The sequence below is a fragment of the Pantoea sp. X-Soil-YNGN-785 genome, assembly GCF_059730585.1.
Genome location: NZ_AP035942.1, coordinates 3,676,448 through 3,702,668 on the forward strand (window position 1 = coordinate 3,676,448; position 26,221 = coordinate 3,702,668).

A 26,221-nucleotide genomic window follows, 5' to 3' on the forward strand; every position below is an offset into this window, starting at 1 on the left:
CGATTGCGTAAGTTCCGCTTATCGCTTACAGCCCCGCTTTGGCCAGCCTTGCCAGCATGGCGCGGGTGACCAGTACGATCCCTTCATCCGAACGGTGAAACCGGCGACTGTCTTCATCGGGGTTTTCGCCAATAACCATGCCTTCCGGCAGTTCGCAGGCGCGATCAATCACACAGCGACGCAGGCGACACGATCGGCCCACTACCACATCAGGCAACAGTACAGTTGAATCAATATTGCAAAACGAGTTAACGCGGACGCGTGGGAACAGCACGGAATTGACCACCACCGAACCGGAGATGATGCAGCCGCCCGATACCAGTGAGTTCATGGTCATCCCGTGACTGCCGGAACGATCCTGAACAAATTTGGCCGGCGGCAGCGGCTCCATGTGAGTACGAATCGGCCAGGTGACGTCATACATATCCAGCTCAGGCATCACCGAGGCCAGGTCAAGATTGGCGCGCCAGTAAGCTTCCAGCGTTCCGACGTCGCGCCAGTAAGGCGGCGCATTGTCATCGTTCTGGACGCAGGAGAGCGCAAAGGAGTGTGCATAGCCTTCGCCGCTTGCCACGATTTTCGGCAGGATATCTTTGCCGAAATCATGGTTAGAGCCTGGCGTCTGCAGATCCTCCTCCAGCAGTTCATAGAGATAGTCCGCGTTAAACACGTAAATCCCCATGCTGGCGAGCGACTGCGTGTCATCACCCGGCATGGTGGGCGGTTTCGCGGGTTTCTCCACGAAGTCGATCACCATGTTATCTTCGTCCACCGCCATCACGCCAAAGGCCGTAGCCTCATGTACCGGCACCGGTAAACAGGCGATGGTACATTTCGCCTCGTTCACCACGTGATCCAGCAGCATGCGTGAATAATCCATCTTATAAATGTGGTCCCCGGCAAGGATCACGATGTACTGCGCCTGATAGCGGCGAATTACATCAAGGTTTTGCGTCACGGCATCGGCCGTTCCGCGATACCACTGTTCGGTCGAAAAGCGCTGCTGCGCTGGCAGCAAATCGACAAACTCATTCATCTCTTCATTGAAGATCGACCAGCCACGCTGGATATGCTGAGTCAGGGTATGAGACTGATACTGGGTAATCACGCCAATCCGTCGGATACCGGAGTTGACGCAGTTGGAGAGGGCAAAGTCGATAATGCGGAACTTGCCGCCGAAATGCACCGCCGGTTTAGCACGTTTGGCCGTTAAATCGACCAGGCGCGTGCCGCGTCCGCCGGCAAGGATCAGAGCAACCGTCTGTGTAGGGAGCTGGCGGGCCAGCATCAGGTGATCTGTTCTGTCTAACTTAACCATGTCTGACTCCTTATGATTGCTTTTGGAACACGCACACACCGTGTGCGGGACCATGCCAGACAGTTAGCAGGATGGGGTTATCGTCCCCGGCGAAAGGAGGAAGGGCACGCCATTCTCCGTCTGGTAACACGATGTCATTCACCGTATCCGTGGCGTTTATTGTTATTAACCAGCGGCCGGACAGCAGGATCTGCAATCTGTGCATCCCCTGGGCCCATTCATCGTGTTGCAGTGGCTGGCCACCGGCATTGAGCCACTGCACATTACCGTCACCGTCCTGCCACCAGCGATCTGCGGTCAGCGCCGGAATGCGCTGGCGCAGAGCAATCAGTGCTGCGGTGAATCCGACTAATCCCTTCTCATCCGCCTGCCAGTCAAGCCAGCTCAGGGCGTTATCCTGACAGTAGGCGTTGTTGTTGCCGCGCTGCGTATGGCCGCGCTCATCGCCGGCCAGCAGCATTGGCGTGCCCTGTGACAGCAGCAGCGTCGTCAGCAGTGCCCGCACGCTGCGGCGGCGGCGTTCGATCACGTCAAAGCTGACGTTCAGCCCCTCTTTGCCGTGGTTGTGGCTGTAGTTATCACCGTGGCCATCGCGGTTATCTTCCCCATTCGCTTCGTTGTGTTTACGTTCGAAGCTCACCACATCCCACAGCGTAAAGCCGTCATGGGCGGTGATCAGGTTAACCGTGGCGTGTGGCGGCCGGTCATCATGCTGATAGAGATCGCTGGAGGCGGCAAAGCGCCGGACGAACTCGCCATTGCTCAAGCCGCCATGCAGCCAGTAACGACGCGCGGTGTCGCGAAACTTATCGTTCCATTCGGCAAACGGTGGCGGAAAACGGCCAACCTGATAGCCGTCAGGGCCGATATCCCAGGGTTCTGCAATCAGCTTGACCTGAGAGAGCAGCGGACAGGCGCGTATCGCCTCAAAAAAGGGTGCATCACGCTGGTAATCGGGTGTGCGGCCCAGAACCGGCGCAAGGTCAAAGCGGAAGCCGTCGACATGGCAGACGCGCACCCAGTAGCGCAGCGCCTCTAAGGTCCACGCCATCACCTGCGGATGGTGGATATTCAGCGTGTTGCCGCAGCCGGTCCAGTTCTGATAACCGCCCTGCTCATCGAGCCAGTAGTAGCTGGCATTGTCGATACCGCGCATCGAGATCGTCGGGCCAATCTCGTCCAGTTCGGCAGTGTGGTTGAACACCACATCCAGCAGTACTTCAATACCCGCGGCGTGCAGGCTCTTGACCGCCTGCTGAAACTCCTGCAACGGCGTCACACCCGGCTGATCGGAGGCGTAACGGGGATCCACCGCCCAGAGCGCAAAAGGGTTATAACCCCAGTAGTTGCTCAGGCCAAGCTGCAGCAATCGCGGTTCGCTGGCGAAGTGGGCCACCGGCAGCAGCTCAAGAGTGGTAATTCCCAGCTTGCGCAGGTAATCCACCATAACAGGATGACCCAGCGCCGCGTAAGTCCCGCGCAGCGTTTCCGGAATTTCCGGATGCTGCTGCGTCAGGCCGCGCACATGGGCTTCATAAATTACCGTGTTGCCCCAGGCCGTACGTGGCGCGACATCGCCCTGCCAGTCAAAATCTTCGGCTACCACCACACATTTAGGCGCAATCGCGGCGTTGTCATGCGGATCGGGCTGCGCTTCGCCGCCCTGAAACAGCGGGTCATCCGGAACATCGCCTTGCACTGCGCGGGCGCAGGGGTCAACCAGCAGCTTTGCCGGATTAAAGCGATGTCCCTGCTGCGGCGACCAGGGGCCATAAACCCGGTAGCCGTAGCGCTGTCCCGGTTTTAACGCCGGAACATAACCGTGCCAGATATCCCCACTGCGGCCAGGCAGGTCAAGACGCTGTTCTGCGCCCTGTTCATCAAACAGGCAGAGCTCTACGCGCGCTGCATGCTGTGAGAACAGAGTGAAGTTAACGCCTTTGCCATCGTAACTGGCACCCAGCGGTTCGGGATCGCCGGCAGTAATGGTCATTCAGCCTCCCGCACCAGCCAGACTGTTGCCAGCGGCGGCAGATTGAGACTCAGCGACTGCGGTCGTCCGTGACTCTCCTGCTCATCGGTATGCACCCGATGAATGCGCACGTCACTGCCGTGATACTCGTGCTGATCTGTGTTCAGCACTTCACGCCAGTAGCCAGGCTGATTAACGCCAAAGCGATAGCCCGGACGCGCCACCGGGGTGAAATTGCTGATGACGATCACTTCGTTGCCTTCACGGTCGCGGCGGACAAAGGCGAAGACTGAGTGTTCCGCATCGTTCACCACCAGCCACTCAAAGCCTGCCGGATCAAAGTCCAGCTGATGCAGCGGTGTGTAGTGCTGATAGGTGTGGTTGAGGTCGCGCACCAGACGCTGAACACCGTGATGCCAGTTGTCATCCCCTTCCAGCAGATGCCAGTCCAGGCTGACGTCGTGGTTCCACTCGCGGCCCTGAGCAAATTCATTGCCCATGAACAGCAGTTTCTTGCCCGGGAAGCCCCACATCCAGCCGTAGTAGGCACGCAGGTTGGCGAACTTCTGCCAGGCGTCGCCCGGCATACGATCGAGAATCGAGCGCTTACCGTGCACCACTTCGTCATGCGACAGCGGCAGCACAAAGTTTTCGGTGTAGTTGTACATCATGCCGAAGCTCATCAGGTTGTGATGGTGCTTGCGGTAGATGGGATCGACCTGCATGTAGTCGAGCGTGTCGTGCATCCAGCCCAGATTCCATTTGAACCAGAAGCCCAGCCCGCCGCCTTCGGTCGGACGTGTCACGCCAGGATAGTCGGTGGACTCTTCAGCCATGGTTACCGACCCGGACGCGACGGTGCCGAGCGTGCGGTTGGTGTAACGCAGAAATTCGATCGCTTCGAGGTTCTCACGGCCACCGAACTGATTCGGCACCCACTCCCCTTCGTTACGGCTGTAATCGCGGTATATCATCGACGCCACCGCATCCACGCGCAGGCCATCAATGCCAAAACGTTCGGTCCAGTAGAGCGCATTGCCCGACAGGTAATTGCTTACTTCGCGGCGGCCAAAGTTGTAAATCAGGGTGTTCCAGTCCTGATGGAAGCCTTCACGCGGGTCGCTGTGCTCATAGAGCTGCGTGCCGTCGAAGCGCGCCAGACCGAAATCATCGCTGGGGAAATGACCCGGCACCCAGTCGAGCAGCACGTTGAGGCCCGCTTCATGGGCGGCGTCAATAAAGGCGCGGAACTCATCACGGGTTCCAAAACGGCGGGTCGGTGCATACATGCCTAGTGGCTGATAGCCCCAGCTGCCATCAAACGGATGCTCGTTGATCGGCAGCAGTTCGATATGGGTAAAGCCCATCTCTTTAACGTAAGGCACCAGCTGTTCAGCCAGCTCTTTGTAGCTCAGCCAGAAGTTGTTGTCGGTGTGACGACGCCAGGAGCCCAGATGCACTTCATAGATGGAGATGGGCGCGTCAAAACCGTTGGCGGCTTTACGCTCCTCTTTCATCTCAACCGGCTCTGGCAGGCCACAGATCATCGACGCAGTTTGCGGGCGCATCTGCGCTTCAAAGGCGTAAGGATCCGCTTTGATGCGCAGTTCACCATTGGCATCGATAATTTCATATTTGTAGAGCTGACCGTTGACCGCGCCCGGTACAAACAGCTCCCAGATGCCCAGTTCCTGACGCAGGCGCATCGGATGACGGCGGCCATCCCAGAAGTTGAAGTCACCAACCACTGAGACGCGACGGGCGTTGGGTGCCCAGACGCAGAAGCGGGTACCGAAGACGCCATCGATGACGTCGCCATGCGCGCCCAGCGTCTCGTAAGGACGCAGGTGTGTTCCTTCCGCCAGCAGCCACAGATCCATCTCCTGCAGCAGCGGGCCAAAGCGGTAGGCATCATCGACCAGATTTTGCTGGCCGTGCCAGTTCACCGCCAACTGGTAGCGGAAATGATTTTTACGGCGTGGAATGACGCCACTGAAGAAGCCGCGTGCATCCTCGCACACCAGCTGGGCCAGTTTACGCCCGGTGGAGGTTTCAATGACCCACACTTCGAGCGCTTCGGGGAGCAATGCCCTGACTTCCAGGCCTTGCTGAGTTCGGTGCATCCCTAGTAACGAAAAAGGGTCGGCATAATTACCCGCAAACAGGGCATTGATCGCATCGCGATCGGGAAGCTCTGACATGACTTTCTTCCTGTGATAATTGGCAGCCGAAATGAACGCAACATAGCCTGTCACGCTTCACCTGCGCTGCTCTTCATTGAGCCATACGTACAACGACAAAGAAGTCAGGCCATTCCGTGGGAAAATTTTTTTGCCGTGTACCACAACCATTTAGTCCGGAAAGCACAAGAGTGACCTGTGGCACATCATGGTTAAATCATAGCTTGGTCGCGGCAGTTGCCATGGACTTAAGCAAAATATTCTTTAGCGATCGGCAAAAAAGGGAAGCTGATCACTTAGTAAGCGAAACGGCAGATTGTTTCGTGTACGAAAGGGACAAAAAAGGCCGGATAAATCCGCGGATTAGTGTCATTTATGCTGCCCGGCGTGTCCGGATGAAAGACGCTGCATTTTTCACCGGACTGGAACAGCATCTCTGCCGGCAGACAATGTCAGACACCCGGCGTGATGAACGCAGACGGCGATGGAGAAAAGCTACCTGATAACGTGTTGTAAAGCGATGGTTAACAGCATGTTTCTAATCGACTCAGAGATAAGAGCATATAATGGCTAAGATACAGGGCACCTGTACTTCATCCTGCTCAGCATCTTCGTGTCGCCTGCTCTGTATTACAGGCAGAGTAACATTGTCGTTATGACTCAACGCCCTGACTGCACAGACACTCTGTAAGGATGCAAAAAGAATGGGTTATCGAAAAACAGGTTAAGCACGCCACACAGCCAGACGCCAGCCATCAGTGGCCCTACAAGCCATGAAGTACAGAGCGGTATGTTGCTTAAAACGCAATAACACCATTCCAGGCCAGTCAGCAAAAAAGCCCGCAACCATCAATGATGATTACGGGCTTTCATATAGCCATCCGATCTTTTTTGTCTTATCCGATCGGCATGACTCAGGCGATGTTTGCTGGTTAGTTGGTCAGCAACCGCAGCATGCGACGCAGCGGTTCGGCAGCGCCCCATAACAGTTGGTCGCCTACCGTGAAGGCGGAAAGGTACTCCGGCCCCATGTTCAGTTTACGCAGACGGCCAACCGGCGTGGTCAGCGTGCCGGTCACGGCGGCAGGCGTCAGTTCACGCATCGTCAGCTCGCGATCATTCGGCACCACTTTGACCCACTCATTATGGGAGGCCAGCAGCTGTTCGATTTCAGCCAGTGGCAGATCGCGTTTCAGCTTCAGGGTAAACGCCTGGCTGTGGCAACGCAGAGCGCCGACGCGCACGCATAATCCATCAACCGGGATGACCTTAGAGGTGGCGAGGATCTTGTTGGTCTCCGCCTGGCCTTTCCACTCTTCGCGACTCTGACCGTTTTCCAGCTGCTTGTCGATCCACGGAATCAGGCTGCCCGCCAGCGGGACGCCGAAGTTGTCGGTTGGTAAGGTGCCGGAACGGGTGAAGTCGGTCACGCTACGCTCGATGTCGAGGATGGCGGAAGCCGGGTTCTGCAGCGCAGGCGCAACGTGATCGTGCAGCATGCCCATCTGGGTCAGCAGTTCGCGCATGTGGCGCGCACCGCCGCCAGAGGCTGCCTGATAGGTGGCAACCGAGGCCCACTCCACCAGATCCTGCGCAAACAGGCCGCCCAGCGACATCAGCATCAGGCTGACGGTACAGTTACCGCCGACAAAGGTTTTGATGCCACGGTCAATGCCCTGGCGAATCACAGCATGGTTGACCGGATCGAGAATGATGATGGCATCATCCTTCATGCGCAGCGTAGAGGCCGCATCAATCCAGTATCCCTGCCAGCCGCTGGCGCGCAGCTTTGGATAGACGTCACTGGTGTAGTCGCCGCCCTGGCAGGTGATAATGATATCCAGCGCGCGCAGCGCTTCAATATCAAACGCATCCTGCAGGGTGCCCTGCTGTTTGCCCGCAAACGCGGGTGCCGCCTGACCATGCTGCGACGTCGAGAAGAAGACTGGATTGATTGCATCAAAATCACGCTCTTCACTCATGCGGGACATCAGCACTGAGCCGACCATGCCGCGCCAACCAACAAAACCTACATTCTTCATGTCGTGTCCGTCTAAGGCAGTTACACCTGCTTTTCATTTCAGAGGAGAGAGCCGCGTGCTATTTTCACGCCGCTCTGCGTAATAATAGGATTTACCTGTGTCCCCTCACTCTACAAAATGCAGGCCGGGTAGCAAGTGAATTAATTCGATTACGCTAACTTTTTCAGCAGCGTAACTAATAACTCCGCTTTTTCGCGAACAACATGGCGCAAAACCGATGACTGAAATGATTTCGGCAACAATATTATTGTTGTTAATTATGGATCCACTGGGCAATCTGCCGATTTTTATGTCGGTTTTAAAGCATCTGGAGCCGAAACGGCGGCGGGTGGTGCTAATCCGTGAAATGCTGATTGCCCTGATCATCATGCTGCTGTTCCTGTTTACCGGCGAACGCATCCTGGCGTTTTTGAATCTGCGCACCGAAACCGTGTCGATTTCTGGCGGGATCATCCTGTTTCTGATCGCCATCAAGATGATTTTCCCGTCGGCTGAAAGCAGCAGTTCTGGCTTACCGGCGGGCGAAGAACCGTTCCTGGTGCCACTGGCGATTCCACTGGTGGCCGGGCCATCGCTGCTGGCCACATTGATGCTGCTGTCGCATCAGTATCCACATCAGATGTCGCATCTGGTGGGTGCGCTGCTGATCGCATGGGGCGTAACGGTCGCTATTCTGCTGATGTCAGGTCTGTTCCTGCGTCTGCTGGGCGATAAGGGTGTGAATGCGCTGGAGCGTCTGATGGGATTAATACTGATTATGCTGGCAACCCAGATGTTCCTGGATGGCATTCGCGCTTATCTGAAGTTGTAAGCACACCTTTGTCTCTTTACCCTGCCAGGCCGGCAGGCAGCCACATTATTCCAGCCTGTTTATCACAAAGTCACAGCGTTGAAATGAACAATAATATTTATATAATGCTGTAAAAAAAGGAGGTTTCTATGGCGGGCAGTATCGAAAATTATGCTGGGACAGGCGTCTTTATTATCGTTGAGCGGCTTTACAGCAGGGATGGGCCGAACTGGCACGGTGTTGGCGCCTCCATGATGCAGATTCACAAAATGGTTTACCAACTTTATCATAAACAAGATGTTTATCTGGAAGGCGAGAAGATCGAACCCGACAGCGCGACGGTTTGGCAGCGTTTAAAAATCCTGTTTGGCGCGGATTTAGTGCAGAAAAATGCAGCCGATAACAAGATCTGCTTTTCCCTCGACTACGCAGGTTCCCGCTTTGTCACTACGCCTTTATCAGGTATCGACTCAAAAAGAATCCCGGATTTTTTGACCAGAGAATATACCCTGCCTGGCCGCAACGTGCTGGCGTTTGGCAGTGATCCTTTTCCGCATGTTGGCCTTTATGGCCGTTCAGATGCCCGCTTTGTGATGGCGGAGGGCGGTAAAGGTGACCCGACCGCCGCCGCGAAATACGATGCAAAAAGTAAACAGCTGGTGATGGTGGACCCCGGAAAAGAGCTGCCGCAGCTGATGCAGCGTTTGAAAACCTGGAGGGAAATACAATGAGATTGTTATTACCCTTTTTTTTCGGCGCGCTCTATCTGATTACAGGTTACTTCTCCCTTCAGGAAGTCCTGCAGTATGCCAACAGCGGGCATTCAGGGGTGATCACAGATATGCGCAGTTATCTGGTTGCCCCGCTACTCTGCGCGCTGTTCTGGCTGCTGGTTTATCTGGTAGCCTGGTGGGGTTTCAGAAAAATTGCCTTCCTGTCCGTAGCTAAAGAAACAGCCTTTCAGGCGCTATTCTTTCTGGCAAATATCTTCTGTTTAGCTGGCTTAACCGTATTATCCGTCTCGGGACAGAAAGCGGCGTTGAATGACGTGCAACTGATGCAGGTTGACGTTACTGATTTTGCCTGGGTTTACTTACTTGCCGCCGCCATTACGCTGGTTAGTTTTGCGCTGATAAGAAGAAAATGGGCATGAACAGGCTGCTGCAGATTATCAAAAGCTGTCTGCTGCGCACGTTTAACTATCAAGGGCGTGAAGGAAGGACGAGCTATTTTATTTTCCTGCTGTTCCAACTGGTCTGGTTCTGCAGTTATCTGCAATGGTTAACCGGGCCAGAGCATGAAATAGGCTTAACCGCGCTGCTGCTGTTTATTTTGCCTGTTTTTTCCTGCGGAGTGAGGAGAATAAATGACGCAGGCTATTCACGCGGCGTCATTGTCCTTTTGGTGGTAGCGCCTTATTTGCTGTTCCCTTTTTTACTCTTCCCCCGCTCGCGGGAAAAAACCTGACGGGCAGATAGCCCGTCAGGTTGGTCAGGAAAGCAGTTCGAACGCAATCATCCCGACGATCGCGCCCACGGTGCCGAGAATGGTCTCCATCAGCGTCCAGGTTTTCAGCGTTTCCGCTTCGCTGGCCCCGGTGAAGCGGCCAAACAGCCAGAACCCGGCATCGTTCACATGGCTGATAATAATCGAGCCACCGCCGATGCAGATCGACAGCGCCGCCAGTTGCGCACCGCTGTAATGCAGCGGTTCAATCACCGGCATGATTAAGCCCACGGTGGTCAGACAGGCGACCGTCGCCGACCCCTGAATCACCCGCACCGCGCCCGACAGAATAAAGCAGGCCAGCGCAATCGGCAGACCCGCGCCGGTCAGCGCATTGCCCAGCACCGGCCCTACGCCTGAATCCACCAGCACCTGCTTGAATACGCCACCCGCACCAATCACCAGCAGGATAATCCCGGCCGGTTGCAGCGCGCTGCCGCACACCTGCATCACCCGCTCTTTATCCATACCCTGACGGTAAGCCAGGCCATAAATCGCCACCAGCAGCGCCAGCAGAATGGCAGTGAAAGGATGGCCGATAAATTCCAGCCACTCGTACAGCGTGGTGCCTTCGGTCGTGAAGCGTGCGCCGATGGTTTTCAGGCCGACCAGCACCAGCGGGAACAGGATCAGTGAGAGGCTGAAGCCAAACGACGGCAGCTTGCTCTCATCGACATCCGGCTGATGATCTTCCGGCGGTGCGCTGAAGGTAACGTGATTGCCGATGAAGTTGCCAAACAGCGGCCCGGCAATCAGCATGCCCGGGATCGCCGCGCAAAGACCCAGCAATATCATCCAGCCGAAGTCCGCGTGCATCTGTGAAGCCAGCAGCATTGGAGCCGGTCCGGGCAGCAGGAACGCCGCCGCCGCGGCCACACCGGCAAACAGCGGGATCACCAGCTTCACGAGATTGCCGCCGGTACGCCGCGCCACCGCAAACGCGATGCTGATTAACAGCACCACCGCCACCTCAAAGAAAAGCGGCAGCGCGCAGATCAGACCGGCAATGCCCATCGCATAATGGGCGCGGCTCTGACCAAAGGTTTTCAGCATCCGGATAGCGATCTGATCCACGGCGCCGGTTTCATGCAGGATTTTGCCGAACATCGCGCCCAGCGCGACCACAATGGCAAGGAAGCCGAGCGTGCCGCCCATCCCCTTCTGCATGGTTTCCGCGATTTTGTTCAGTGGCATGCCGGAGAAGAGTCCGGCACCGATGGAGACTAACATCAGCGCGACAAAGGCGTGCATACGGGCCTTCATCACCAGAAAAAGCAGCAGCAGGACGGAGCCTGCTGCGGTCAAAACGAGTGTTGCGGTATTCATCTCTAATCCTGGCTGATAGCGTCCTGGATAGTCGCAACCGTAGCCGCCACCACCTCGTCCAGTGAATGCGCGATATCCACGACCAGGACATCCGGCTCATCACTGCCCGGCTCTTCCAGCGTGGCAAACTGGGTGACCAGCATCTGCGGCTTGAAGAAGTGGCCTTTACGCGCCTTCAGGCGGGCTTCGATGGTGTCGAAATCGCCTTTCAGGTAAACGAAACGCAGGTTATCGTTGCCCTGACGAAGAATGTCGCGATAACTTTTTTTCAGAGCTGAGCAGACAATGATGGAGATCGCCTGGGTGCGCTGCATGGCAAACGCGGCATCATTCAGCGCCTGTAACCACGGCTGGCGATCGCTGTCATCCAGCGGATGACCATCGGCCATCTTCAGGATGTTGGCGCGCGGGTGGAGAAAATCACCGTCAAGAAAAGCGGTATTCAGCTGGTGAGAGACCTGGTTGGCGACAGCAGATTTTCCGCTGCCTGAAACGCCCATCAGGATAAAAACGTGATGCGACGGGGATTGCGTTGTCATTTTTCTGCTCCGGCAGGTGAGAATTTGCCAATGTTACCGATAACAATGTCGTTTCTCATTCTCCTGGCCGGTTAACAGCCTGGCAACCTTTTTACCAGGAAAAGCATGAAAGTGTGAGCTGACTCATAAAAACATCACAATCAGATGCTGCCACCTTCACTGATCTCAAAACCGATATCCCGTAGCGGATCATCACTGCTCTCACCGGCAATACGCGCCAGCAACATTGCCGCCGCTTCACGGCCCATTCGGTCGCGCGGCGTCAGCACTGTCGCCAGCTGTGGTGTGACGACCTGACTGATATCATGGCCGTGAAAACCCGCTATCGCCATCTGAGTGGGTACCTGCAATCCCTGGCGCTGACACTCAAACATCGCGCCGACCGCCAGATCATCATTGGTACAGAACAGGCTATCCGTTTCAGGATAGAGACGTTGTGCTTCACGCAGCAGATCGCCACCGGCGCTGAATGATGAGGCATCCTCCATCATCACGCTGTGCGGCGTCAGACCCGCTTCGCGCATGGCGATTTCATAACCGCGCTGCTTTTGCAGCGTGCGTTCATCAAGGCGTGCGCCAAGATAGACAGTGTGACGATGGCCTTTGCTGAGGATCGCCTGTGTCATCTGCCGGGCCGCTTCGACGTTATCAAAGCCGACAGCCATATCCAGGCAGGGTGTAACGCTGTCCATCACCTCAATCACCGGAATACCGGCCACTTCCAGCATACGCAGCGTGCCTGGCGTATGGGTGCGTTCGGTGAGGATAACGCCATCGATGTTCCAGCCCAGCAGCGAGCGCAGTTGCAGCTCCTCTTTTTGCGGGTTGTAACCAAAGTGGGCGACCAGCGTCTGATAGTTGGCTTCGTCAGTGACGGCTTCAATGCCGCGCAATACGTCAGCAAAAACCTGGTTGGTGAGCGACGGCAGCAGCACACCGATGGCACGGCTGGTAGCGTTAGAAAGCATATCGGGGGCGCGATTGGGGATATAACCCAGCTCATCCAGTGCCACTGCAATCTTGTCCCGCAGGGCAACAGAGACCTGCTCAGGATTACGCAGGTAACGGCTGACGGTCATTTTAGTAATGCCGACGCGATCGGCAACGTCCTGTAATACCGGTCTTTTCTTCTTCATCGTAGCGCCTGGGATCGCCCTGAAAGCTAAAGTACGATGAGTCTATCACTTTTCTGTCACAAAATTCCTAACCGGGCGCGACGAGGCGCGCCCGTTATCTGCTTAGACAGGTGGCAGATCAAACAGCAGGACTTCGGCCGCCGAGCTGGCTTCAATCGTCAGCGCGCTTTCGTCCCAGATCGCCAGGGCGTCGCTGGTGGTGACCGCGTTGCCGTTAACGGTAACATCACCTTTCACGACCTGAATCCAGATACGACGTCCCGCATCAATCGCAACGTTATCCTGCTCACCGGCAGCCAGTACCCAGCGCGACAAGGTCATGTCCTGATAAACTTTCAGCGACCCTTCACGGGCATCCGGGCTTAACACCAGCTGGCGTCCCTGCACATCCGGGAAGCGGCGCTGATCGTAGCGTGGCTCAATACCGGTACGCTCAGGAATGATCCAGATCTGATAGAGGTGCAGCGGTTCGCTTTCGCTGGCGTTGTACTCAGAGTGACGCACACCGGTGCCGGCACTCATGATCTGGAACTCCCCTGCCGGGATCTGCTCTTTGTTGCCCATGCTGTCCTGATGCTCAACCGTACCGGAAAGCACGTAGGTCAGGATTTCCATATCTTTATGCGGATGGGTGCCAAATCCCTGACCGCCATCGATCACATCTTCATTGATGACCCGCAGCGCGGAGAAACCCATGAAGTTCGCATCGTGATAGCTGGCGAAAGAGAAGGTGTGCCAGCTATCCAGCCAGCCATGGTTTGCGTGACCGCGTTCTTCAGCTTTGCGTACATAGATCATGTTCAAATCTCCTCAATGTTTTTTATAGTGTGTCCCTGAGGCGGTTTGATTGATAGCTGAAAAACTTCACTCCTCTGTTCAAATTCATTGAATGATCGTGCAGGAGTGGCTGAAAAGCATTGAAGGAGAGCAGGCAAAAAAAAGCCAGCATCTAAGCTGGCGAAATAATACTGGAAGCAATGTGAGCAATGTCGTGCTTTTCCAGGCTGTCGGGCGACCTCCCGGAAACGCATGGCAATAATAATCATTATCATTCGCGTCTGTAAAGTCATTTTCACTTTTTTTAGCTTGATTAATGATCTGAATACCTTGATGTTTAAAAGGTTTTTATGGGAGAAAGGAGCGATCATGAGTGAAATAGTTGTCCGCCACGTCATGCCAGAAGATGCAGCCGCGCTGCACAGGATTTACAGTCAGCCAGATACCCAGGCCAGCACGCTGCATCTGCCTCACTCATCGCTACAGATGTGGCAGACCCGACTCGCTTCGCCACAGCCTCATTCACATCTGCTGGTAGCCTGCATCGACAAAGAGGTTGTTGGCCAGTGCGCGCTGGACGCAGTAGCGCGCCCCAGACGCCGTCACGTCGCCTCGTTAGGGATGGGCGTGGATGAGCGTTACCGGCAGCGAGGCGTCGGCACTGCACTCATGCGTGAAATGGTCTCGTTGTGCGACAACTGGCTACAGGTGAGCCGGATGGAGCTGACGGTGTTCGTCGATAATGGCCCGGCCATCGCCCTGTATCAGCGTTTCGGTTTTGAGATTGAGGGAACGGCTAAAGGATTCGCCATACGGCACGGTGAACTCATCGACGCGCATTATATGGCGCGGGTTAAAGCCTGACGTGTGATGATGAAAAAGGTCACCTGCTGGTGCCCTTTATGCTGAAAACCCTGGCACGGTTCGCTGTCAGTCATCGCCTGCACAGGAAACGGGGTCAGATCGGAAAGACGCAAAAGCCGTCATCCATGACACGCTCGGCCCGCGCGATTACGCACCTCATCCATGAGGTGCGCCCGTATCCGGGCCAACGCGTTGCGTTGTTCAAAAACGCTCCCGGCGTTTTTGTCCCAGTCGCGGGACGCTTTCCTCTTCTGACCCCGTTCCCTACGCGTTAAGCTTATTTATTGCTGTCAGATTCACCTGGGTCAGGTTTGTATCAGTATCCCGCACTCAAATCATCAATGCTGCGCGGATCGGAAGCACCATACAGCATGCCATCCGGCCCAATCATGATGCTCTGCGTACTGCCCATCGACGGCAGCACCTTCACATGCTGGCCTTTGGCTTCCAGCAGACGCAATGTATCAGGGCTGAAGCCCTTCTCCACCCGCAGCTGATCCGGCAGCCACTGATGATGGAAGCGTGGTGCGTTGGTGGCTTCCGCCACGTTCATCCCGAAATCAATGCTGTTCACCACCATCTGCAACACCGTGGTGATAATGCGGCTGCCGCCCGGACTGCCGGTCACCAGCCAGGTTTTGCCGCCTTTAGCGACGATGGTCGGCGACATTGATGACAACGGACGTTTCGCCGGCTGCACCGCATTCGCTTCCCCGCCCACCAGCCCGTAGACATTGGGCGTGCCCGGCTTGGCGGAGAAGTCATCCATCTCATTATTCATCAGGATGCCACTCTTGCCCGCCACAATTCCGCTGCCGAAATAGGTGTTCAGCGTGTAGGTGACCGCAACGGCATTGCCCTGCTTATCCACCACCGAGAAATGGGTGGTCTGGTTACTTTCGTAAGGTTCGAGCTTGCCCGGTTTGATCTCACTGGAAGGCCGCGCCTTTGCCACGTCAATCTGCTGCGCCAGCGTTTTAGCATAGGCTTTACTGGTCAGCGCCTGCCAGGGCACCTTCACGAAATCGGGGTCGCCGAGATATTCCGAGCGGTCCGCGTAGGCATATTTTTCCGCTTCCGCCATCACCTGCATGGCGTCAGCGCTGCCAAAGCCCATCTTCGCCAGATCGAAGTTCTCCAGGATATTGAGAATCTGCACGATGTGGATACCACCGGATGAGGGCGGTGGCATTGAGAAGACTTCATAACCGCGGTAGGTACCACTGATGGGCTGACGCTCGACCGCCCGATAGGCCGCCAGGTCAGCTTTGCTGATCAGCCCGCCGTGCTGCGCCATCTCGCCGGCGATCTCATCCGCGATTTCACCTTTGTAAAAGGCATCCGGCCCCTGGCGGGCAATCAGTTGCAGACTGTGCGCGAGATTCTTCTGCACCAGCCGATCGCCCTTCTGCCACGGCGTGCCGTCCGGTTTGTAGAAGATCGCTTTGCTGTTGGGATGGGTAATCAGCACCTCTTTGCCGTAGGTCTTCAGGTCATCCGCCAGCGCATCGTTGACTGGAATACCGTCACGCGCCAGTCTGATAGCCGGTGCCAGCAGAGTGCTCAGCGGCAGAGTGCCATATTTCTGCGCAGCCAGCGCCAGTCCAGCGACGGTGCCCGGCGTGCCGGAGGCGAGATGAGAGGTCAGCGACAGCTTACTGTCGGCGTTGCCCTGCTTATCCAGGAACATGTCGCGCGACGCATGGCCCGGCGCCATTTCACGGAAATCGATAGCAGTAGCGCGACCAGAGGCGGTGCGCAGCAGCATAAAGCCGCCGCCGCCCAGGTTGCCCGCCTGCGGATGGGTCACGGCCAGCGCAAAGCCCACGGCGACCGCGGCATCCACCGCATTCCCGCCCTGACGCAGAATTTCCACGCCCACCTGGGTTGCCAGCGCATCCACCGACGCCACCATGCCGTGCTGCGCTTTTACCGGGTGAAAAGTATCACTGTCCACACCGTAGGAGACCGGCGGAGCCTGAGTGGGCGCGGCGTTCGCGCCTGCCACCACGGTAAAACTCATCACCAGCGACCAGCTAAGCTGACGCACTGTCTGCTGCATTTTCATCCTGCCACCATCCCATGTTGTTATTTACATTTTTTTATCATTTCTGCAAGTGCCTACAAATACAGCAAAATAACCGGGGTTAAGTCAAATCAGGAATACATCTGAAAGTAAGGTCTGTGATATCGCGTAAACTTATGGGTGCGACCCTGATATCGGTGTGCGCCGTTGTGCACCCAAAAAACCTGTCGCGATAAAGGAAGGAGGAAAGATGAAAAAGTGGATGATTGTTTTAGCCGCCCTGCTGCCTTTCGCCAGTCAGGCGAACACGCTGAACAGCACCAACGATCCGAATAAACCGGGTTATAACCCGAGTCAGCAGCGGATGCAGTCGCAGATGCAGAGCCAGCAACAGCAGCAACAGCTGAAGCTGCGCCAGGATCAGCAGCGTCAGACGCAGGACATGCAGCGTAAAATGCAGGAGCAGCGCAACAGCGCCCAGCAGCGGGTGATTACCACGCAGCCGGGCCAGCAGAACCAGAATCCGAATCAGAACTAATGAAAATCGGGGCCAATGATGTCGATGCTGTCAGTACAGATGGCATCGACGCCCCACTTCAGCAATTCCCGCGCCCGGTCCGGGCTGTTCACGGTATACACCAGAATCTTCAGTCCGCCTGCTTTCAGTTCGGTGACCCGCTCAGCGGTCAGGACCTTGTGATTGAGATGAATGGAGACGCACGCCAGCGCGCTCGTTTTCTCCTGCCACTCGGGATCCCAGCTGTGCGACAGCAGGCCACGCGGCAACTGCGGCTCGACCTGCATCGCCGCTTCCAGCGCCTCAAAAGAGAACGACGAGAGCAGCGGTGCGGTCTGATCCTGCCACAGAACCGCGGCAGCCTGCGCCACGGCGCGTCCGGTTTCAGCGTCGCTGCCGGTGGTCGGTTTGATCTCGATGTTCGCCATCATCTGATGCTGACGACAGCGTGCCGCTACTTCGTCCAGCCGCGCCAGCTTTTCGCCGGTAAATGCGTTGCCAAACCAGCTGCCCGCATCAAGCTGCGACAGCTTCTCCCACGGCAGCTGACCTGCCACGCCCCAGCCGTTGCTGGTGCGATCCAGCGTGTCGTCATGCAGCAGGAAGATCTGCGCATCCATTGATAATTTGGCATCAAACTCAATCATTTGATGACCATACTTTGCGCCGACATCAATTGCCGCCAGGGTGTTTTCCGGTGCCAGTTTACCGCCACCGCGATGGGCAACGATGCGGGGATAGGGCCAGTGTTGTGTGCTCATTCCAGACGCTTTCCATGGGTTGAATCGAAGAAGTGTAACGCATCTGACGGCAGATGCAGCCACAGCGTACTGCCTGGCTGCGGCCGTTCGCTGTGGGCTAAGCGTACCACCAGTGGCGTGTCCCCGATGCGACCATGTGCCAGATTATCGGCGCCCAGCATCTCCAGCGTATCGACGCGTAGCGGTACGCCGCCCTGCTCACGGCTGCTTTGCCGGATATGCTCTGGCCGGATACCCAGCACCACCGGCTGGTTAGCCCATTTCGGTTTACTGTCACTGAGCGGCAGTGCGTGCGAGGCATCGAGATTAAAGCGCGAACCATCGCTGCTGATCTGCCCTTTCAGCAGATTCATCGCGGGCGCGCCGATAAACGAGGCGACAAACTGGCTGGCGGGACGTTCATACACATCGACCGGCGTGCCGATCTGCTCGACGACACCTTTATTCATCACCATCACCCGCTGCGCCAGGGTCATCGCCTCAACCTGATCGTGCGTCACATAGAGGCTGGTGGTCTGTAAGCGGCGATGCAGCTGCTGCAGCTCCAGCCGCATCTGCACCCGCAGGCGGGCGTCGAGATTAGACAGCGGCTCATCGAACAGAAACACCGCCGGTTCACGCACGATGGCGCGCCCCATCGCCACGCGCTGGCGCTGTCCGCCCGAAAGCTCGCGAGGCCGGCGCATCAGCAGGTGATCCAGCTCCAGACTACGTGCCGCGTCGAGCACCCGCTGGCGGATCTGCTCTTTGCCCATCCCACGGATTTTCAGGCCATAGGCCATGTTCTCCTCCACCGACATATGGGGATAGAGCGCGTAGTTCTGAAACACCATCGCAATGCCGCGATCTTTCGGCTCTTCCTGAGTGACACGCCGGTTGTCGATATAGATATCACCGGAGGTAACGCGCTCCAGTCCGGCCACCATGCGCAGCAGGGTCGACTTCCCGCAGCCGGATGGCCCGACCATCACCATAAACTCGCCGTCATTGATGGTGACGTTCAGCGGCTGAATGATCTGATTTTTGCCATCGTAGGACTTGGTTACTGCCTGAAGGGTTACGCCTGCCATCTTATTTCTCACTCTCAACCAGACCGCGCACAAAGGCACGCTGCATGACTAACACCACCGCCAGCGGTGGGATCAGGGTTAATAACATTGCCGCCATCACTTCGTTCCACTGCGTTGGCGATCCGCTGGAGGAGATCATGCTTTTGATCCCCGCCACCGCGGTGCCGAGGCTGGCGTCATTGATGATCAGCAGCGGCCAGAGATACTGGTTCCAGCCGTAGATAAAGGTGATCACGAACAGCGCCGCCAGATTGGTTTTCGACAGCGGCAGAACAATGTCGATGAAGAAGCGCATCGCACTGGCACCGTCGATGCGCGCCGCTTCCACCAGTTCATCCGGCAGTGACATAAAGAACTGACGAAACAGAAAAGTGGCGGTCGCTGAGGCCATCAGCGGCAGGGTTAAGCCGCTGTAGCTGTCGAGCAGATTAAGGTCGGCAATCACCTGCACCGTGGGGAAGATACGCACCTCAACCGGCAGCATCAGCGTGATGAAGATCAGCCAGAAAAAGAGCGTGCGTAGCGGAAAGCGAAACCAGACCAGGGCAAACGCCGACAGCATCGACACCGTGATTTTGCCGAAGGTAATGCCCAGCGCCATGATCATGCTGTTGAGCAACATCAGGCCAAACGCCGGTCCGCTGCCGTTAACGCCGTGCGTCCAGATGCGCGAGATGTTCTCCCACAGATGCGTGCCCGGTACCAGCGTCATCGGCACATGATAGACCGCCTCGTTATCCAGCGTCGCCGCCACAAAGGCAACATAGAGCGGAAACAGGATGGTAAGCACGCCCAGCACCAGTACGATGTGGCTGAAGAGATCCAGTCCGCGTCGATTCTCAATCATTGGTATTGCACCTTACGTTCAACAAAGCGGAACTGGAGTACCGTCAGCCCGATGACCAGCAGCATCAGCACCACCGACTGCGCCGCGGATGAGGAGAGATCCAGACCGGTAAATCCTTCGCGATAGATTTTATAGATCAGCGTGGTGGTCGCCTGCACCGGCCCGCCGCCGGTTGCGGCATCGATCACCGGGAAGGTATCGAAGAAGGCGTAGATCAGGTTCACCACCAGCAGAAAGAAGCTGACCGGCGTAATCAGCGGCAGAGAAAGGTTGAAGAAGCGACGCACCGGCCCGGCACCGTCGATGGCGGCGGCTTCCACCAGCGATTTGGGGATTGATTGCAGTGCGGCGAAGAAGAACAGGAAGTTGTAGCTCATCTGCTGCCAGATCGACGCCAGCACAATCAGGAACATCGCCTGACCGCTGTTCTGCGCATAGTTCCAGTTGTAGCCGATGTGGTTCAGCAGATAGCTGAACAGGCCCAGACCGGGGTTAAACAGAAACATCCAGAGCACCGCGGCCACCACCGGGGCAACGGCGTAGGGCAGCAGCAGCAGGGTCTGATAGAGGCGGCGCAGTCGCACCACATAATCCACCAGCGCCGCCAGCAGCAGCGAAAACACCATGCCGAAGACCGTGACCATGCTGCTGAATTTGATGGTGGTCCAGAACGAATCCAGATAGTAGGGATCGGCAAACAGGCGTCTGAAGTTCTCCAGCCCAACAAAGCTGCTGGAGATGCCAAAGGGATCGAGACTTTGCAGCGAGTACCACAGCGCTTCACCGGCAGGCCAGAGAAAGAAGATGGCGGTAATCAGCAGTTGCGGCAGCACCAGAAGATAAGGCAACAGGCTGGTGCGAAAGACCGGACGGGATGAAGACATGGCGTACCTGACGTCAGAAAAGAGGGGCCAGCCTGGGCTGGCCAGGGGAAAGATTACTTCATTTGCTGCTGGAAGCGGCGCAGCAGCTCGTTGCCGCGTTTCACTGCGTTATCCAGCGCGCTTTGCGGTGACTGTTTACCGGTCCAGACGCTTTCCAGCTCCTCGTCGATCACGGTGCGGATCTGCGGCATGTTACCCAGACGCATCCCTTTGGTGAACGGCAGTGGCGGCTTGTTCATCATCTGGCGGGTGGCGATATCTGCACCCGGATTTTTGTCGTAAAAGCCCTGCTGTTTCGTCAGCTCGTAGGCGGCGGTGGTAATCGGCAGATAGCCGGTTTTCTGATGCCATTCCGCAGCGATTTCCGGTTTCGCCAGGAACTGCATAAACTCAGCCACGCCTTTGTAGGTTGCCGCATCTTTGCCTTTCATCACCCACAGGCTCGCACCACCAATCAGGGCGTTCTGCGGCGCATTCGGTACGGTGTCGTCATACGGCATCATGCCGACGCCGAAGTTGAATTTAGCGTAATGACGGATATCGGCCAGCGAACCGGATGAAGCGGTGGTGATACCGCAGTCGCCGTTGTAGAACTTGGCGGTGGACTCATCTTTGCGGCCAAAGTAGGTGAAGTCACCTTTCTTATTCATCGCTTCCAGCAGGTCGATATGACGAACCTGCACCGGCTTGTTGAACTCCAGCACCGCGTCGAGGCCGTCAAATCCGTTGTTCTCCGTCGCCACCGGCAGAGCATGCCAGGCACTGAAGTTTTCGATCTGGATCCAGCCCTGCCAGCCGCTGGCGTAACCACAGCTCATGCCCGCTTTGCGCAGTGCCGCGGCATCGGTCGCCAGCTCCTGCCAGGTTTTCGGTGGCTGATCCGGGTTCAGACCCGCTTTTTTGAAGGCGTCCTTGTTGTAGTAGAGCACCGGCGTCGAGCTGTTAAACGGCTGAGAGATCAGCTGACCTTTGCTGTCGCTGTAGTAGCCCGCCACCGTGGGTACGAACTGTTTTTCATCAAAGGGGATGCCGGCATCTTTGAAAACCTGATGCACTGGCACAATCGCCTTAGAGGCCATCATGGTCGCCGTACCGACTTCATAGACCTGCAGCACCGCAGGCGCTTTACCACTGCGCACGGCCGCAATCCCTGCCGCCAGACTCTGCTCGTAGTTACCTTTGTAGGTCGGAACAATTTTGTAATCGGGATGCGTCTCGTTAAAACGCTGTGCCAGCGAATCCACTTCTTTGCCTAACTCGCCTTCCATAGAGTGCCAGAAGGGGATCTCAGTGGCGGCCATGGCATGGCTGCTGAGCGTCAGACCGAGCAGCACGCTCATCAGGCTACGACGAAAGGTAACGACGGACATAGAATTTTCCTGTGCAGGTAAATACGCGTGAAATCACGGATTTCTGGTTCGCGAAGTAACATGACACGAGGAAATGACGGATTAATAACAGGCAGATGACAGCGGGGTGACAGGCGAAAGAGAGGAAGGGCGGAGCAGCACTACTTTGTGGACAAAATCTAGCCAGGTTGCTGTAAGACTGAGCATGCACAGGAAACACGGTCAGATCGGAAAGACGCAAAATCCGTCATCCATGACATGCTCGGCCCGCGCCGTCCATGGCGCGGGACGCTTTCCTCTTCTGACCGTGTTCCCTGCGCGTTGAGTTTATTTGTTGCGGCCAGATTCACCCTGATTTGGGTTTGTCAGCAGTCTGAGCGGCTACACATCATTACTACGTCGAATTTATTACCATAAGCTGCAACGGCCTCGGGCAATAGCAGCGCTTGTCCGTGCTTTTGCGCAAATGTAAAGGCCATCGACACTACCACTCAAACCAACACTAAAGGCCGTCGGCGTCGCAGGCAGTTCGGCACCGGCCAGCGCACAGCATCCGGAGCGTACTGGAGTACGTGAGGAATGCGAGCACTGCCCGGTGTCGAAATGGCAAGTAAGCCAGGCCTCTAAACGTTAAGCGCCGAGGTACGCGCTGCGGACGGCTTCGTTGGAGAGAAGAGCTGCACCGCTATCTTCGAGCACGACATGCCCGTTCTCCAGCACATAGCCCCGATCCGCCAGCTTCAGCGCCTGATTCGCATTCTGCTCCACCAGGAAAATCGTCATCCCTTCGCTGCGCAACTGCTCAATGGTGTCGAAGATCTGCTGAATAATGATCGGTGCCAGTCCCAGCGACGGCTCATCCAGCAGCAGCAGGCGCGGCTGGCTCATCAGCGCACGGCCAATCGCCAGCATCTGCTGTTCGCCGCCTGACATCGTTCCGGCGCGCTGGATTTTACGCTCCTGCAGCCGCGGGAAGAGTTCATACACGCGCTTAATCCGCGTCAGATACTCCGGGCGGCTGGCAAAAAAGCCGCCCATCGCCAGGTTCTCTTCCACCGTCATGCGCGAAAACACCCGCCGTCCCTCTGGCACGATGGCGATTGCTTCACGCATAATGCGCGCCGTTTGCCAGTCGGTAATCGCTTTGCCATCAAAGGTGATAGTGCCCTGGGTCGCGCGCGGTTCGCCGCAAAGCGTGCCCAGCAGCGTGGTTTTTCCGGCTCCGTTAGCGCCAATCAGGGTGACAATTTCGCCCTGATTGATATAGAGGCTGACGTTGTGCAGCGCCTGAATTTTGCCGTAGTGAGCGCTGACGTTCTCAATGGTTAACATCGCATTTGCCATCTCAGGCCTCTCCTAAATAGGCACGAATGACATCCGGATTATTACGAATCTCCTCCGGCGTTCCGTTAGCCAGCGGCGTTCCCTGATTAACCACGTAAATACGGTCAGAAATACCCATCACCAGCTTCATATCATGTTCAATCAGCAGCACCGACACCTTGTGTTCGCCACGCAGCTCCGCAATCAGCGCGTCCAGCTCATGGGTCTCTTTCGGGTTAAGACCCGCTGCCGGTTCATCCAGCATCAGGATCTCCGGGCGCGTCACCATGCAGCGCGCAATCTCCAGCCGACGCTGCTGACCATAGGCCAGATTACCCGCCTGACGGTTTGCCAGATCCAGCAGACCCACCCGCTCCAGCCAGGTCGCCGCACGATCCAGCGCCTCGCTCTCACTGCGGCGAAACGCCGGGGTTTTCAGCAGGCCGGAAAATACGCCGCTTTTCAGATGCTGATGCTGCGCGACCAGCAGGTTCTCAATCACCGTCATCTCACGGAACAGGCGCACATGCTGGAAAGTGCGCACGATGCCCATCCGCGCAATCTTCTGGCCCGGCAGCCCTTCCAGATGCTGCTCACGCAATTTGATCGTGCCGCCGGTGGGCTTGTAAAAGCCGGTCAGGCAGTTGAACACGGTGGTTTTACCGGCACCGTTGGGGCCAATCAGTGAAACGATCTCCTGCGGACGCAGCTCCAGTGCCACATTGTTCACGGCTAACAGACCGCCGAAGCGCATCATCAGGCCTTCAACGGCTAATAAAGGCTGAATCATGCCTGTTCTCCTTTTTTAGCGGCTCTGAGCTTCAGATGCGGACGCTTCATCGGTAATAATCCCTGCGGACGCCAGATCATCATCAACACCATCAGGCCACCCAGCACCAGCATGCTGTACTCATTAAGATCGCGCATCAGCTCGCGTGACACCACCAGCAGAATGGCGGCCAGAATCACCGCAAACTGCGAGCCCATCCCACCCAGTACCACAATCGCCAGCACAAAGGCGGACTCGACAAAGGTAAAGGACTCCGGACTGACAAAGCCCTGACGCGCCGCGAACAGACTACCGGCAAAGCCCGCAAATGCGGCACTGATGGTAAAGGCGGTCAGCTTGATGCGGGTCGGACTCAGGCCCAGTGAACGGCAGGCAATCTCATCCTCGCGCAGCGCTTCCCAGGCCCGGCCCAGCGGCATCCGCAGCAGCCGGTTGATCACAAAAAGCGTCAGTACTACCAGCAGCAGCGCCACCAGGTAGAGAAAGATGATGCGGTCGCTGGGATCGTACTTCAGCCCAAAGAAGTTGTGGAAAGTATCCCAGCCGCCTTCACGCGGCGTACGGCCAAACTCCAGACCAAACAGCGTCGGTTTCGGGATCTGGCTGATGCCATTTGGCCCGCCGGTCAGGGCGGTATTGTTCAGCAGCAGAATACGTACGATCTCACCGAAGCCCAGCGTCACAATCGCCAGATAGTCGCCGCGCAGTCGCAGTACCGGGAAGCCCAGCAGCAGGCCAAACAGCGCCGCAACCATGCCAGAGAGCGGCAGGCACTGCCAGAAGCCAAGACCGTAATAGTGGTTCAGCAGCGCAAAAGTATAAGCGCCGATGGCGTAGAAGCCGCCATAACCCAGTACCAGCAGGCCAGAGAGGCCGACGACGACGTTTAAGCCCAGACCCAGCATCACGTAGATCAGCGTCATGGTAGCGATATCGACGGTGCCGCGTGACACCAGGAATGGCCAGGCAATCGCGGCGATAATCAGCACCGCCATCACCAGCTTCTGCTTCGGCGTCGAGCCATCCAGACCAGGCAACACCAGCGCCGGACCAGAGATTTTCTTCAGGCCGCTTTGCCAGATCGGACGCAGCAGCTGGAACAGAAACACCACCGCACAGCCTGCGGCGATCCAGTTCCAGCGCACGCTACCGGCGTTCTGCACCACCAGATTCGTGCCGTCCAGATTCAGGCGCAGTCCCATAAAGAAGGTGGCGAGCACCAGCAGCATCAGGGAGGAGATCAGGGCGTTGATAAAAGAGGTCTTCATACTTTTTCGACCTCCGGACGACCCAGAATCCCGGTCGGCATCACCAGCAGCACCACAATCAGCAGGGCAAACGAAACCACATCTTTATATTCCGTGCTGAGATACGCAGAAGTCAGCGCTTCAGCAATCCCCAGCACCAGGCCGCCAATCATGGCACCCGGAATACTGCCAATCCCACCCAGCACAGCAGCGGTGAAGGCTTTCATGCCCGCCATAAAGCCGATGAAGGGGTTAATCGAACCGTAGAACTGGCCCAGTAATACGCCCGCCACTGCCGCCATCGCGGCACCGATCACAAAGGTCAGCGAGATCACGCGGTCGGTGTTAATCCCCAGCAGGCTGGCCATTTTCAGGTCTTCTGCGCAGGCGCGACAGGCGCGGCCCATGCGGGAGTAACGGATAAAGGTGGTCAGCGCCAGCATCGCCAGGAAGGTCACCACCCAGATCACAATCTGCATGGTAGAGATGGTCGCGGCAAAACCGTTGCTCTCGCCTACCGTCCACTGTCCGGTGATCAGGCTCGGCAGCGCCAGGTCGCGTGACCCCTGGGTCAGGCTGACGTAGTTTTGCAGGAATATCGACATCCCGATGGCGGAGATCAGCGCAATCAGGCGCTTGGATGAACGCACAGGCCGGTAGGCGACGCGCTCAATGCTCCAGCCGTAAGCGCTGGAGATAATCACTGCCATCACAAAGCCAGCTGCAATCATCAGCCAGGTGGTGTCGATGCCCATCATCATCAGGGCGGCAATCACGATAAAGGAGACATAGCTACCGATCATGTAAACCTCGCCGTGGGCGAAGTTAATCATGCCGATAATGCCGTAAACCATGGTGTAACCGATGGCGATCAGCGCGTAGGTGCTTCCCAGGGTCACACCATTAAACATCTGCTGAATAAAATAGAGGAACTGCTCGGACATACCTTGACCCTTA

Annotated in this window: 24 protein-coding genes; 6 read left to right on the forward strand and 18 right to left on the reverse strand. The window is 56.7% G+C overall.

Going from position 1 to position 26,221, the window contains the following annotated elements; all coding sequences use genetic code 11:
• Window positions 1-25: 25 nt before the first annotated feature.
• The 4 genes from glgC to asd all read right to left on the reverse strand — a co-directional run bounded on the left by glgC (window position 26) and on the right by asd (window position 7,512).
• Window positions 26-1,318: a glucose-1-phosphate adenylyltransferase gene (glgC, locus tag AC6I8E_RS17175; RefSeq protein ID WP_013359319.1), complete on the reverse strand. Its 1,293-nt coding sequence runs from the start codon at window positions 1,316-1,318 to the stop codon at window positions 26-28.
• 10 nt (window positions 1,319-1,328) lie between these two features.
• Entirely contained in the window at window positions 1,329-3,311 is a 1,983-nt protein-coding gene (gene glgX, locus AC6I8E_RS17180) for a glycogen debranching protein GlgX (protein ID WP_497824252.1), read from the reverse strand.
• On the reverse strand, window positions 3,308-5,491 hold the full coding sequence (glgB, locus tag AC6I8E_RS17185; RefSeq protein ID WP_013359321.1) for a 1,4-alpha-glucan branching enzyme: 2,184 nt from the start codon (window positions 5,489-5,491) through the stop codon (window positions 3,308-3,310). The genes glgX and glgB overlap by 4 nt, the downstream gene beginning before the upstream one ends.
• 911 nt (window positions 5,492-6,402) lie before the next feature.
• Window positions 6,403-7,512, reverse strand: coding sequence for an aspartate-semialdehyde dehydrogenase (gene asd, locus AC6I8E_RS17190; RefSeq protein ID WP_013359322.1), 1,110 nt, complete (start codon window positions 7,510-7,512; stop codon window positions 6,403-6,405).
• A gap of 217 nt (window positions 7,513-7,729) precedes the next feature.
• Here asd and AC6I8E_RS17195 point away from each other — a divergent pair, with 217 nt between their 5' ends.
• The 4 genes from AC6I8E_RS17195 to AC6I8E_RS17210 all read left to right on the forward strand — a co-directional run bounded on the left by AC6I8E_RS17195 (window position 7,730) and on the right by AC6I8E_RS17210 (window position 9,769).
• The gene (locus AC6I8E_RS17195) at window positions 7,730-8,323 is read left to right on the forward strand and encodes a YhgN family NAAT transporter (RefSeq protein WP_013359324.1); all 594 of its coding nucleotides are present in this window, start codon (window positions 7,730-7,732) and stop codon (window positions 8,321-8,323) included.
• Window positions 8,324-8,451: 128 nt separating this feature from the next.
• Window positions 8,452-9,033: a hypothetical protein gene (locus AC6I8E_RS17200; protein ID WP_312217062.1), complete on the forward strand. Its 582-nt coding sequence runs from the start codon at window positions 8,452-8,454 to the stop codon at window positions 9,031-9,033.
• Window positions 9,030-9,455: a hypothetical protein gene (locus AC6I8E_RS17205; RefSeq protein ID WP_013359326.1), complete on the forward strand. Its 426-nt coding sequence runs from the start codon at window positions 9,030-9,032 to the stop codon at window positions 9,453-9,455. The genes AC6I8E_RS17200 and AC6I8E_RS17205 overlap by 4 nt, the downstream gene beginning before the upstream one ends.
• A complete protein-coding gene (locus AC6I8E_RS17210) occupies window positions 9,452-9,769 on the forward strand; it encodes a DUF805 domain-containing protein (protein WP_081463855.1) in 318 nt (105 codons plus the stop codon). Before AC6I8E_RS17205 ends, AC6I8E_RS17210 begins: the two co-directional genes overlap by 4 nt.
• Before the next feature lie 24 nt (window positions 9,770-9,793).
• Here AC6I8E_RS17210 and gntU read toward each other — a convergent pair whose 3' ends face one another.
• From gntU to AC6I8E_RS17230, 4 genes are all read right to left on the reverse strand, one after another.
• Window positions 9,794-11,134, reverse strand: a complete 1,341-nt coding sequence (gene gntU / locus AC6I8E_RS17215) for a gluconate transporter (protein WP_013359328.1) — start codon at window positions 11,132-11,134, stop codon at window positions 9,794-9,796.
• Between the two features lie 2 nt (window positions 11,135-11,136).
• Window positions 11,137-11,673 carry a gluconokinase gene (gntK, locus tag AC6I8E_RS17220; protein ID WP_033784195.1) on the reverse strand — a complete coding sequence of 179 codons (537 nt, stop codon included), beginning with the start codon at window positions 11,671-11,673 and terminating at the stop codon, window positions 11,137-11,139.
• Between the two features lie 140 nt (window positions 11,674-11,813).
• On the reverse strand, window positions 11,814-12,809 hold the full coding sequence (gntR, locus tag AC6I8E_RS17225; protein ID WP_013359330.1) for a gluconate operon transcriptional repressor GntR: 996 nt from the start codon (window positions 12,807-12,809) through the stop codon (window positions 11,814-11,816).
• Window positions 12,810-12,911: 102 nt separating this feature from the next.
• Window positions 12,912-13,607 carry a pirin family protein gene (locus tag AC6I8E_RS17230; protein ID WP_013359331.1) on the reverse strand — a complete coding sequence of 232 codons (696 nt, stop codon included), beginning with the start codon at window positions 13,605-13,607 and terminating at the stop codon, window positions 12,912-12,914.
• A 348-nt stretch (window positions 13,608-13,955) separates the two neighbouring features.
• Here AC6I8E_RS17230 and AC6I8E_RS17235 point away from each other — a divergent pair, with 348 nt between their 5' ends.
• Window positions 13,956-14,450 carry a GNAT family N-acetyltransferase gene (locus AC6I8E_RS17235; RefSeq protein WP_312217064.1) on the forward strand — a complete coding sequence of 165 codons (495 nt, stop codon included), beginning with the start codon at window positions 13,956-13,958 and terminating at the stop codon, window positions 14,448-14,450.
• 316 nt (window positions 14,451-14,766) lie between these two features.
• On the opposite strand, the gene ggt is transcribed toward AC6I8E_RS17235, so the two are convergent.
• On the reverse strand, window positions 14,767-16,518 hold the full coding sequence (gene ggt, locus AC6I8E_RS17240; protein WP_147789606.1) for a gamma-glutamyltransferase: 1,752 nt from the start codon (window positions 16,516-16,518) through the stop codon (window positions 14,767-14,769).
• Between the two features lie 208 nt (window positions 16,519-16,726).
• Here ggt and AC6I8E_RS17245 point away from each other — a divergent pair, with 208 nt between their 5' ends.
• Window positions 16,727-17,014 (forward strand): DUF2756 domain-containing protein, encoded by a 288-nt coding sequence (locus tag AC6I8E_RS17245; protein WP_013359335.1) that lies wholly within the window; start codon window positions 16,727-16,729, stop codon window positions 17,012-17,014.
• Here the strand turns inward: AC6I8E_RS17245 and ugpQ are convergent.
• The 9 genes from ugpQ to livH all read right to left on the reverse strand — a co-directional run bounded on the left by ugpQ (window position 17,011) and on the right by livH (window position 26,208).
• Window positions 17,011-17,754, reverse strand: coding sequence for a glycerophosphodiester phosphodiesterase (gene ugpQ, locus AC6I8E_RS17250; protein WP_497824253.1), 744 nt, complete (start codon window positions 17,752-17,754; stop codon window positions 17,011-17,013). The two genes, AC6I8E_RS17245 and ugpQ, sit on opposite strands and share 4 nt — an antisense overlap.
• The gene (locus tag AC6I8E_RS17255) at window positions 17,751-18,824 is read right to left on the reverse strand and encodes a sn-glycerol-3-phosphate import ATP-binding protein UgpC (protein ID WP_013359337.1); all 1,074 of its coding nucleotides are present in this window, start codon (window positions 18,822-18,824) and stop codon (window positions 17,751-17,753) included. The genes ugpQ and AC6I8E_RS17255 overlap by 4 nt, the downstream gene beginning before the upstream one ends.
• A gap of 1 nt (window position 18,825) precedes the next feature.
• The gene (ugpE, locus tag AC6I8E_RS17260; RefSeq protein ID WP_497824254.1) at window positions 18,826-19,671 is read right to left on the reverse strand and encodes a sn-glycerol-3-phosphate ABC transporter permease UgpE; all 846 of its coding nucleotides are present in this window, start codon (window positions 19,669-19,671) and stop codon (window positions 18,826-18,828) included.
• Complete coding sequence (gene ugpA / locus AC6I8E_RS17265) at window positions 19,668-20,555, reverse strand: sn-glycerol-3-phosphate ABC transporter permease UgpA (RefSeq protein WP_013359339.1); 888 nt, start codon at window positions 20,553-20,555, stop codon at window positions 19,668-19,670. Before ugpA ends, ugpE begins: the two co-directional genes overlap by 4 nt.
• A 53-nt stretch (window positions 20,556-20,608) precedes the next feature.
• Window positions 20,609-21,925: a sn-glycerol-3-phosphate ABC transporter substrate-binding protein UgpB gene (gene ugpB, locus AC6I8E_RS17270; protein ID WP_095706566.1), complete on the reverse strand. Its 1,317-nt coding sequence runs from the start codon at window positions 21,923-21,925 to the stop codon at window positions 20,609-20,611.
• Window positions 21,926-22,534: 609 nt separating this feature from the next.
• A complete protein-coding gene (gene livF / locus AC6I8E_RS17275; protein ID WP_095706565.1) occupies window positions 22,535-23,248 on the reverse strand; it encodes a high-affinity branched-chain amino acid ABC transporter ATP-binding protein LivF in 714 nt (237 codons plus the stop codon).
• 1 nt (window position 23,249) lies between these two features.
• Window positions 23,250-24,017 (reverse strand): high-affinity branched-chain amino acid ABC transporter ATP-binding protein LivG, encoded by a 768-nt coding sequence (livG, locus tag AC6I8E_RS17280; RefSeq protein ID WP_013359342.1) that lies wholly within the window; start codon window positions 24,015-24,017, stop codon window positions 23,250-23,252.
• Window positions 24,014-25,285 carry a high-affinity branched-chain amino acid ABC transporter permease LivM gene (locus AC6I8E_RS17285; RefSeq protein WP_033734298.1) on the reverse strand — a complete coding sequence of 424 codons (1,272 nt, stop codon included), beginning with the start codon at window positions 25,283-25,285 and terminating at the stop codon, window positions 24,014-24,016. Before AC6I8E_RS17285 ends, livG begins: the two co-directional genes overlap by 4 nt.
• Entirely contained in the window at window positions 25,282-26,208 is a 927-nt protein-coding gene (gene livH, locus AC6I8E_RS17290; RefSeq protein ID WP_009087789.1) for a high-affinity branched-chain amino acid ABC transporter permease LivH, read from the reverse strand. The genes AC6I8E_RS17285 and livH overlap by 4 nt, the downstream gene beginning before the upstream one ends.
• Between the last annotated feature and the right edge of the window lie 13 nt (window positions 26,209-26,221).

Bases quoted from the DNA above. Each gene is read 5' to 3' on its own strand.
- glgC (WP_013359319.1), bottom strand. From the start codon at position 1,318: ATGGTTAAGTTAGACAGAACAGATCACCTGATGCTGGCCCGCCAGCTC.
- glgX (WP_497824252.1), bottom strand. From the start codon at position 3,311: ATGACCATTACTGCCGGCGATCCCGAACCGCTGGGTGCCAGTTACGAT.
- glgB (WP_013359321.1), bottom strand. From the start codon at position 5,491: ATGTCAGAGCTTCCCGATCGCGATGCGATCAATGCCCTGTTTGCGGGT.
- asd (WP_013359322.1), bottom strand. From the start codon at position 7,512: ATGAAGAATGTAGGTTTTGTTGGTTGGCGCGGCATGGTCGGCTCAGTG.
- AC6I8E_RS17195 (WP_013359324.1), top strand. From the start codon at position 7,730: ATGACTGAAATGATTTCGGCAACAATATTATTGTTGTTAATTATGGAT.
- AC6I8E_RS17200 (WP_312217062.1), top strand. From the start codon at position 8,452: ATGGCGGGCAGTATCGAAAATTATGCTGGGACAGGCGTCTTTATTATC.
- AC6I8E_RS17205 (WP_013359326.1), top strand. From the start codon at position 9,030: ATGAGATTGTTATTACCCTTTTTTTTCGGCGCGCTCTATCTGATTACA.
- AC6I8E_RS17210 (WP_081463855.1), top strand. From the start codon at position 9,452: ATGAACAGGCTGCTGCAGATTATCAAAAGCTGTCTGCTGCGCACGTTT.
- gntU (WP_013359328.1), bottom strand. From the start codon at position 11,134: ATGAATACCGCAACACTCGTTTTGACCGCAGCAGGCTCCGTCCTGCTG.
- gntK (WP_033784195.1), bottom strand. From the start codon at position 11,673: ATGACAACGCAATCCCCGTCGCATCACGTTTTTATCCTGATGGGCGTT.
- gntR (WP_013359330.1), bottom strand. From the start codon at position 12,809: ATGAAGAAGAAAAGACCGGTATTACAGGACGTTGCCGATCGCGTCGGC.
- AC6I8E_RS17230 (WP_013359331.1), bottom strand. From the start codon at position 13,607: ATGATCTATGTACGCAAAGCTGAAGAACGCGGTCACGCAAACCATGGC.
- AC6I8E_RS17235 (WP_312217064.1), top strand. From the start codon at position 13,956: ATGAGTGAAATAGTTGTCCGCCACGTCATGCCAGAAGATGCAGCCGCG.
- ggt (WP_147789606.1), bottom strand. From the start codon at position 16,518: ATGAAAATGCAGCAGACAGTGCGTCAGCTTAGCTGGTCGCTGGTGATG.
- AC6I8E_RS17245 (WP_013359335.1), top strand. From the start codon at position 16,727: ATGAAAAAGTGGATGATTGTTTTAGCCGCCCTGCTGCCTTTCGCCAGT.
- ugpQ (WP_497824253.1), bottom strand. From the start codon at position 17,754: ATGAGCACACAACACTGGCCCTATCCCCGCATCGTTGCCCATCGCGGT.
- AC6I8E_RS17255 (WP_013359337.1), bottom strand. From the start codon at position 18,824: ATGGCAGGCGTAACCCTTCAGGCAGTAACCAAGTCCTACGATGGCAAA.
- ugpE (WP_497824254.1), bottom strand. From the start codon at position 19,671: ATGATTGAGAATCGACGCGGACTGGATCTCTTCAGCCACATCGTACTG.
- ugpA (WP_013359339.1), bottom strand. From the start codon at position 20,555: ATGTCTTCATCCCGTCCGGTCTTTCGCACCAGCCTGTTGCCTTATCTT.
- ugpB (WP_095706566.1), bottom strand. From the start codon at position 21,925: ATGTCCGTCGTTACCTTTCGTCGTAGCCTGATGAGCGTGCTGCTCGGT.
- livF (WP_095706565.1), bottom strand. From the start codon at position 23,248: ATGGCAAATGCGATGTTAACCATTGAGAACGTCAGCGCTCACTACGGC.
- livG (WP_013359342.1), bottom strand. From the start codon at position 24,017: ATGATTCAGCCTTTATTAGCCGTTGAAGGCCTGATGATGCGCTTCGGC.
- AC6I8E_RS17285 (WP_033734298.1), bottom strand. From the start codon at position 25,285: ATGAAGACCTCTTTTATCAACGCCCTGATCTCCTCCCTGATGCTGCTG.
- livH (WP_009087789.1), bottom strand. From the start codon at position 26,208: ATGTCCGAGCAGTTCCTCTATTTTATTCAGCAGATGTTTAATGGTGTG.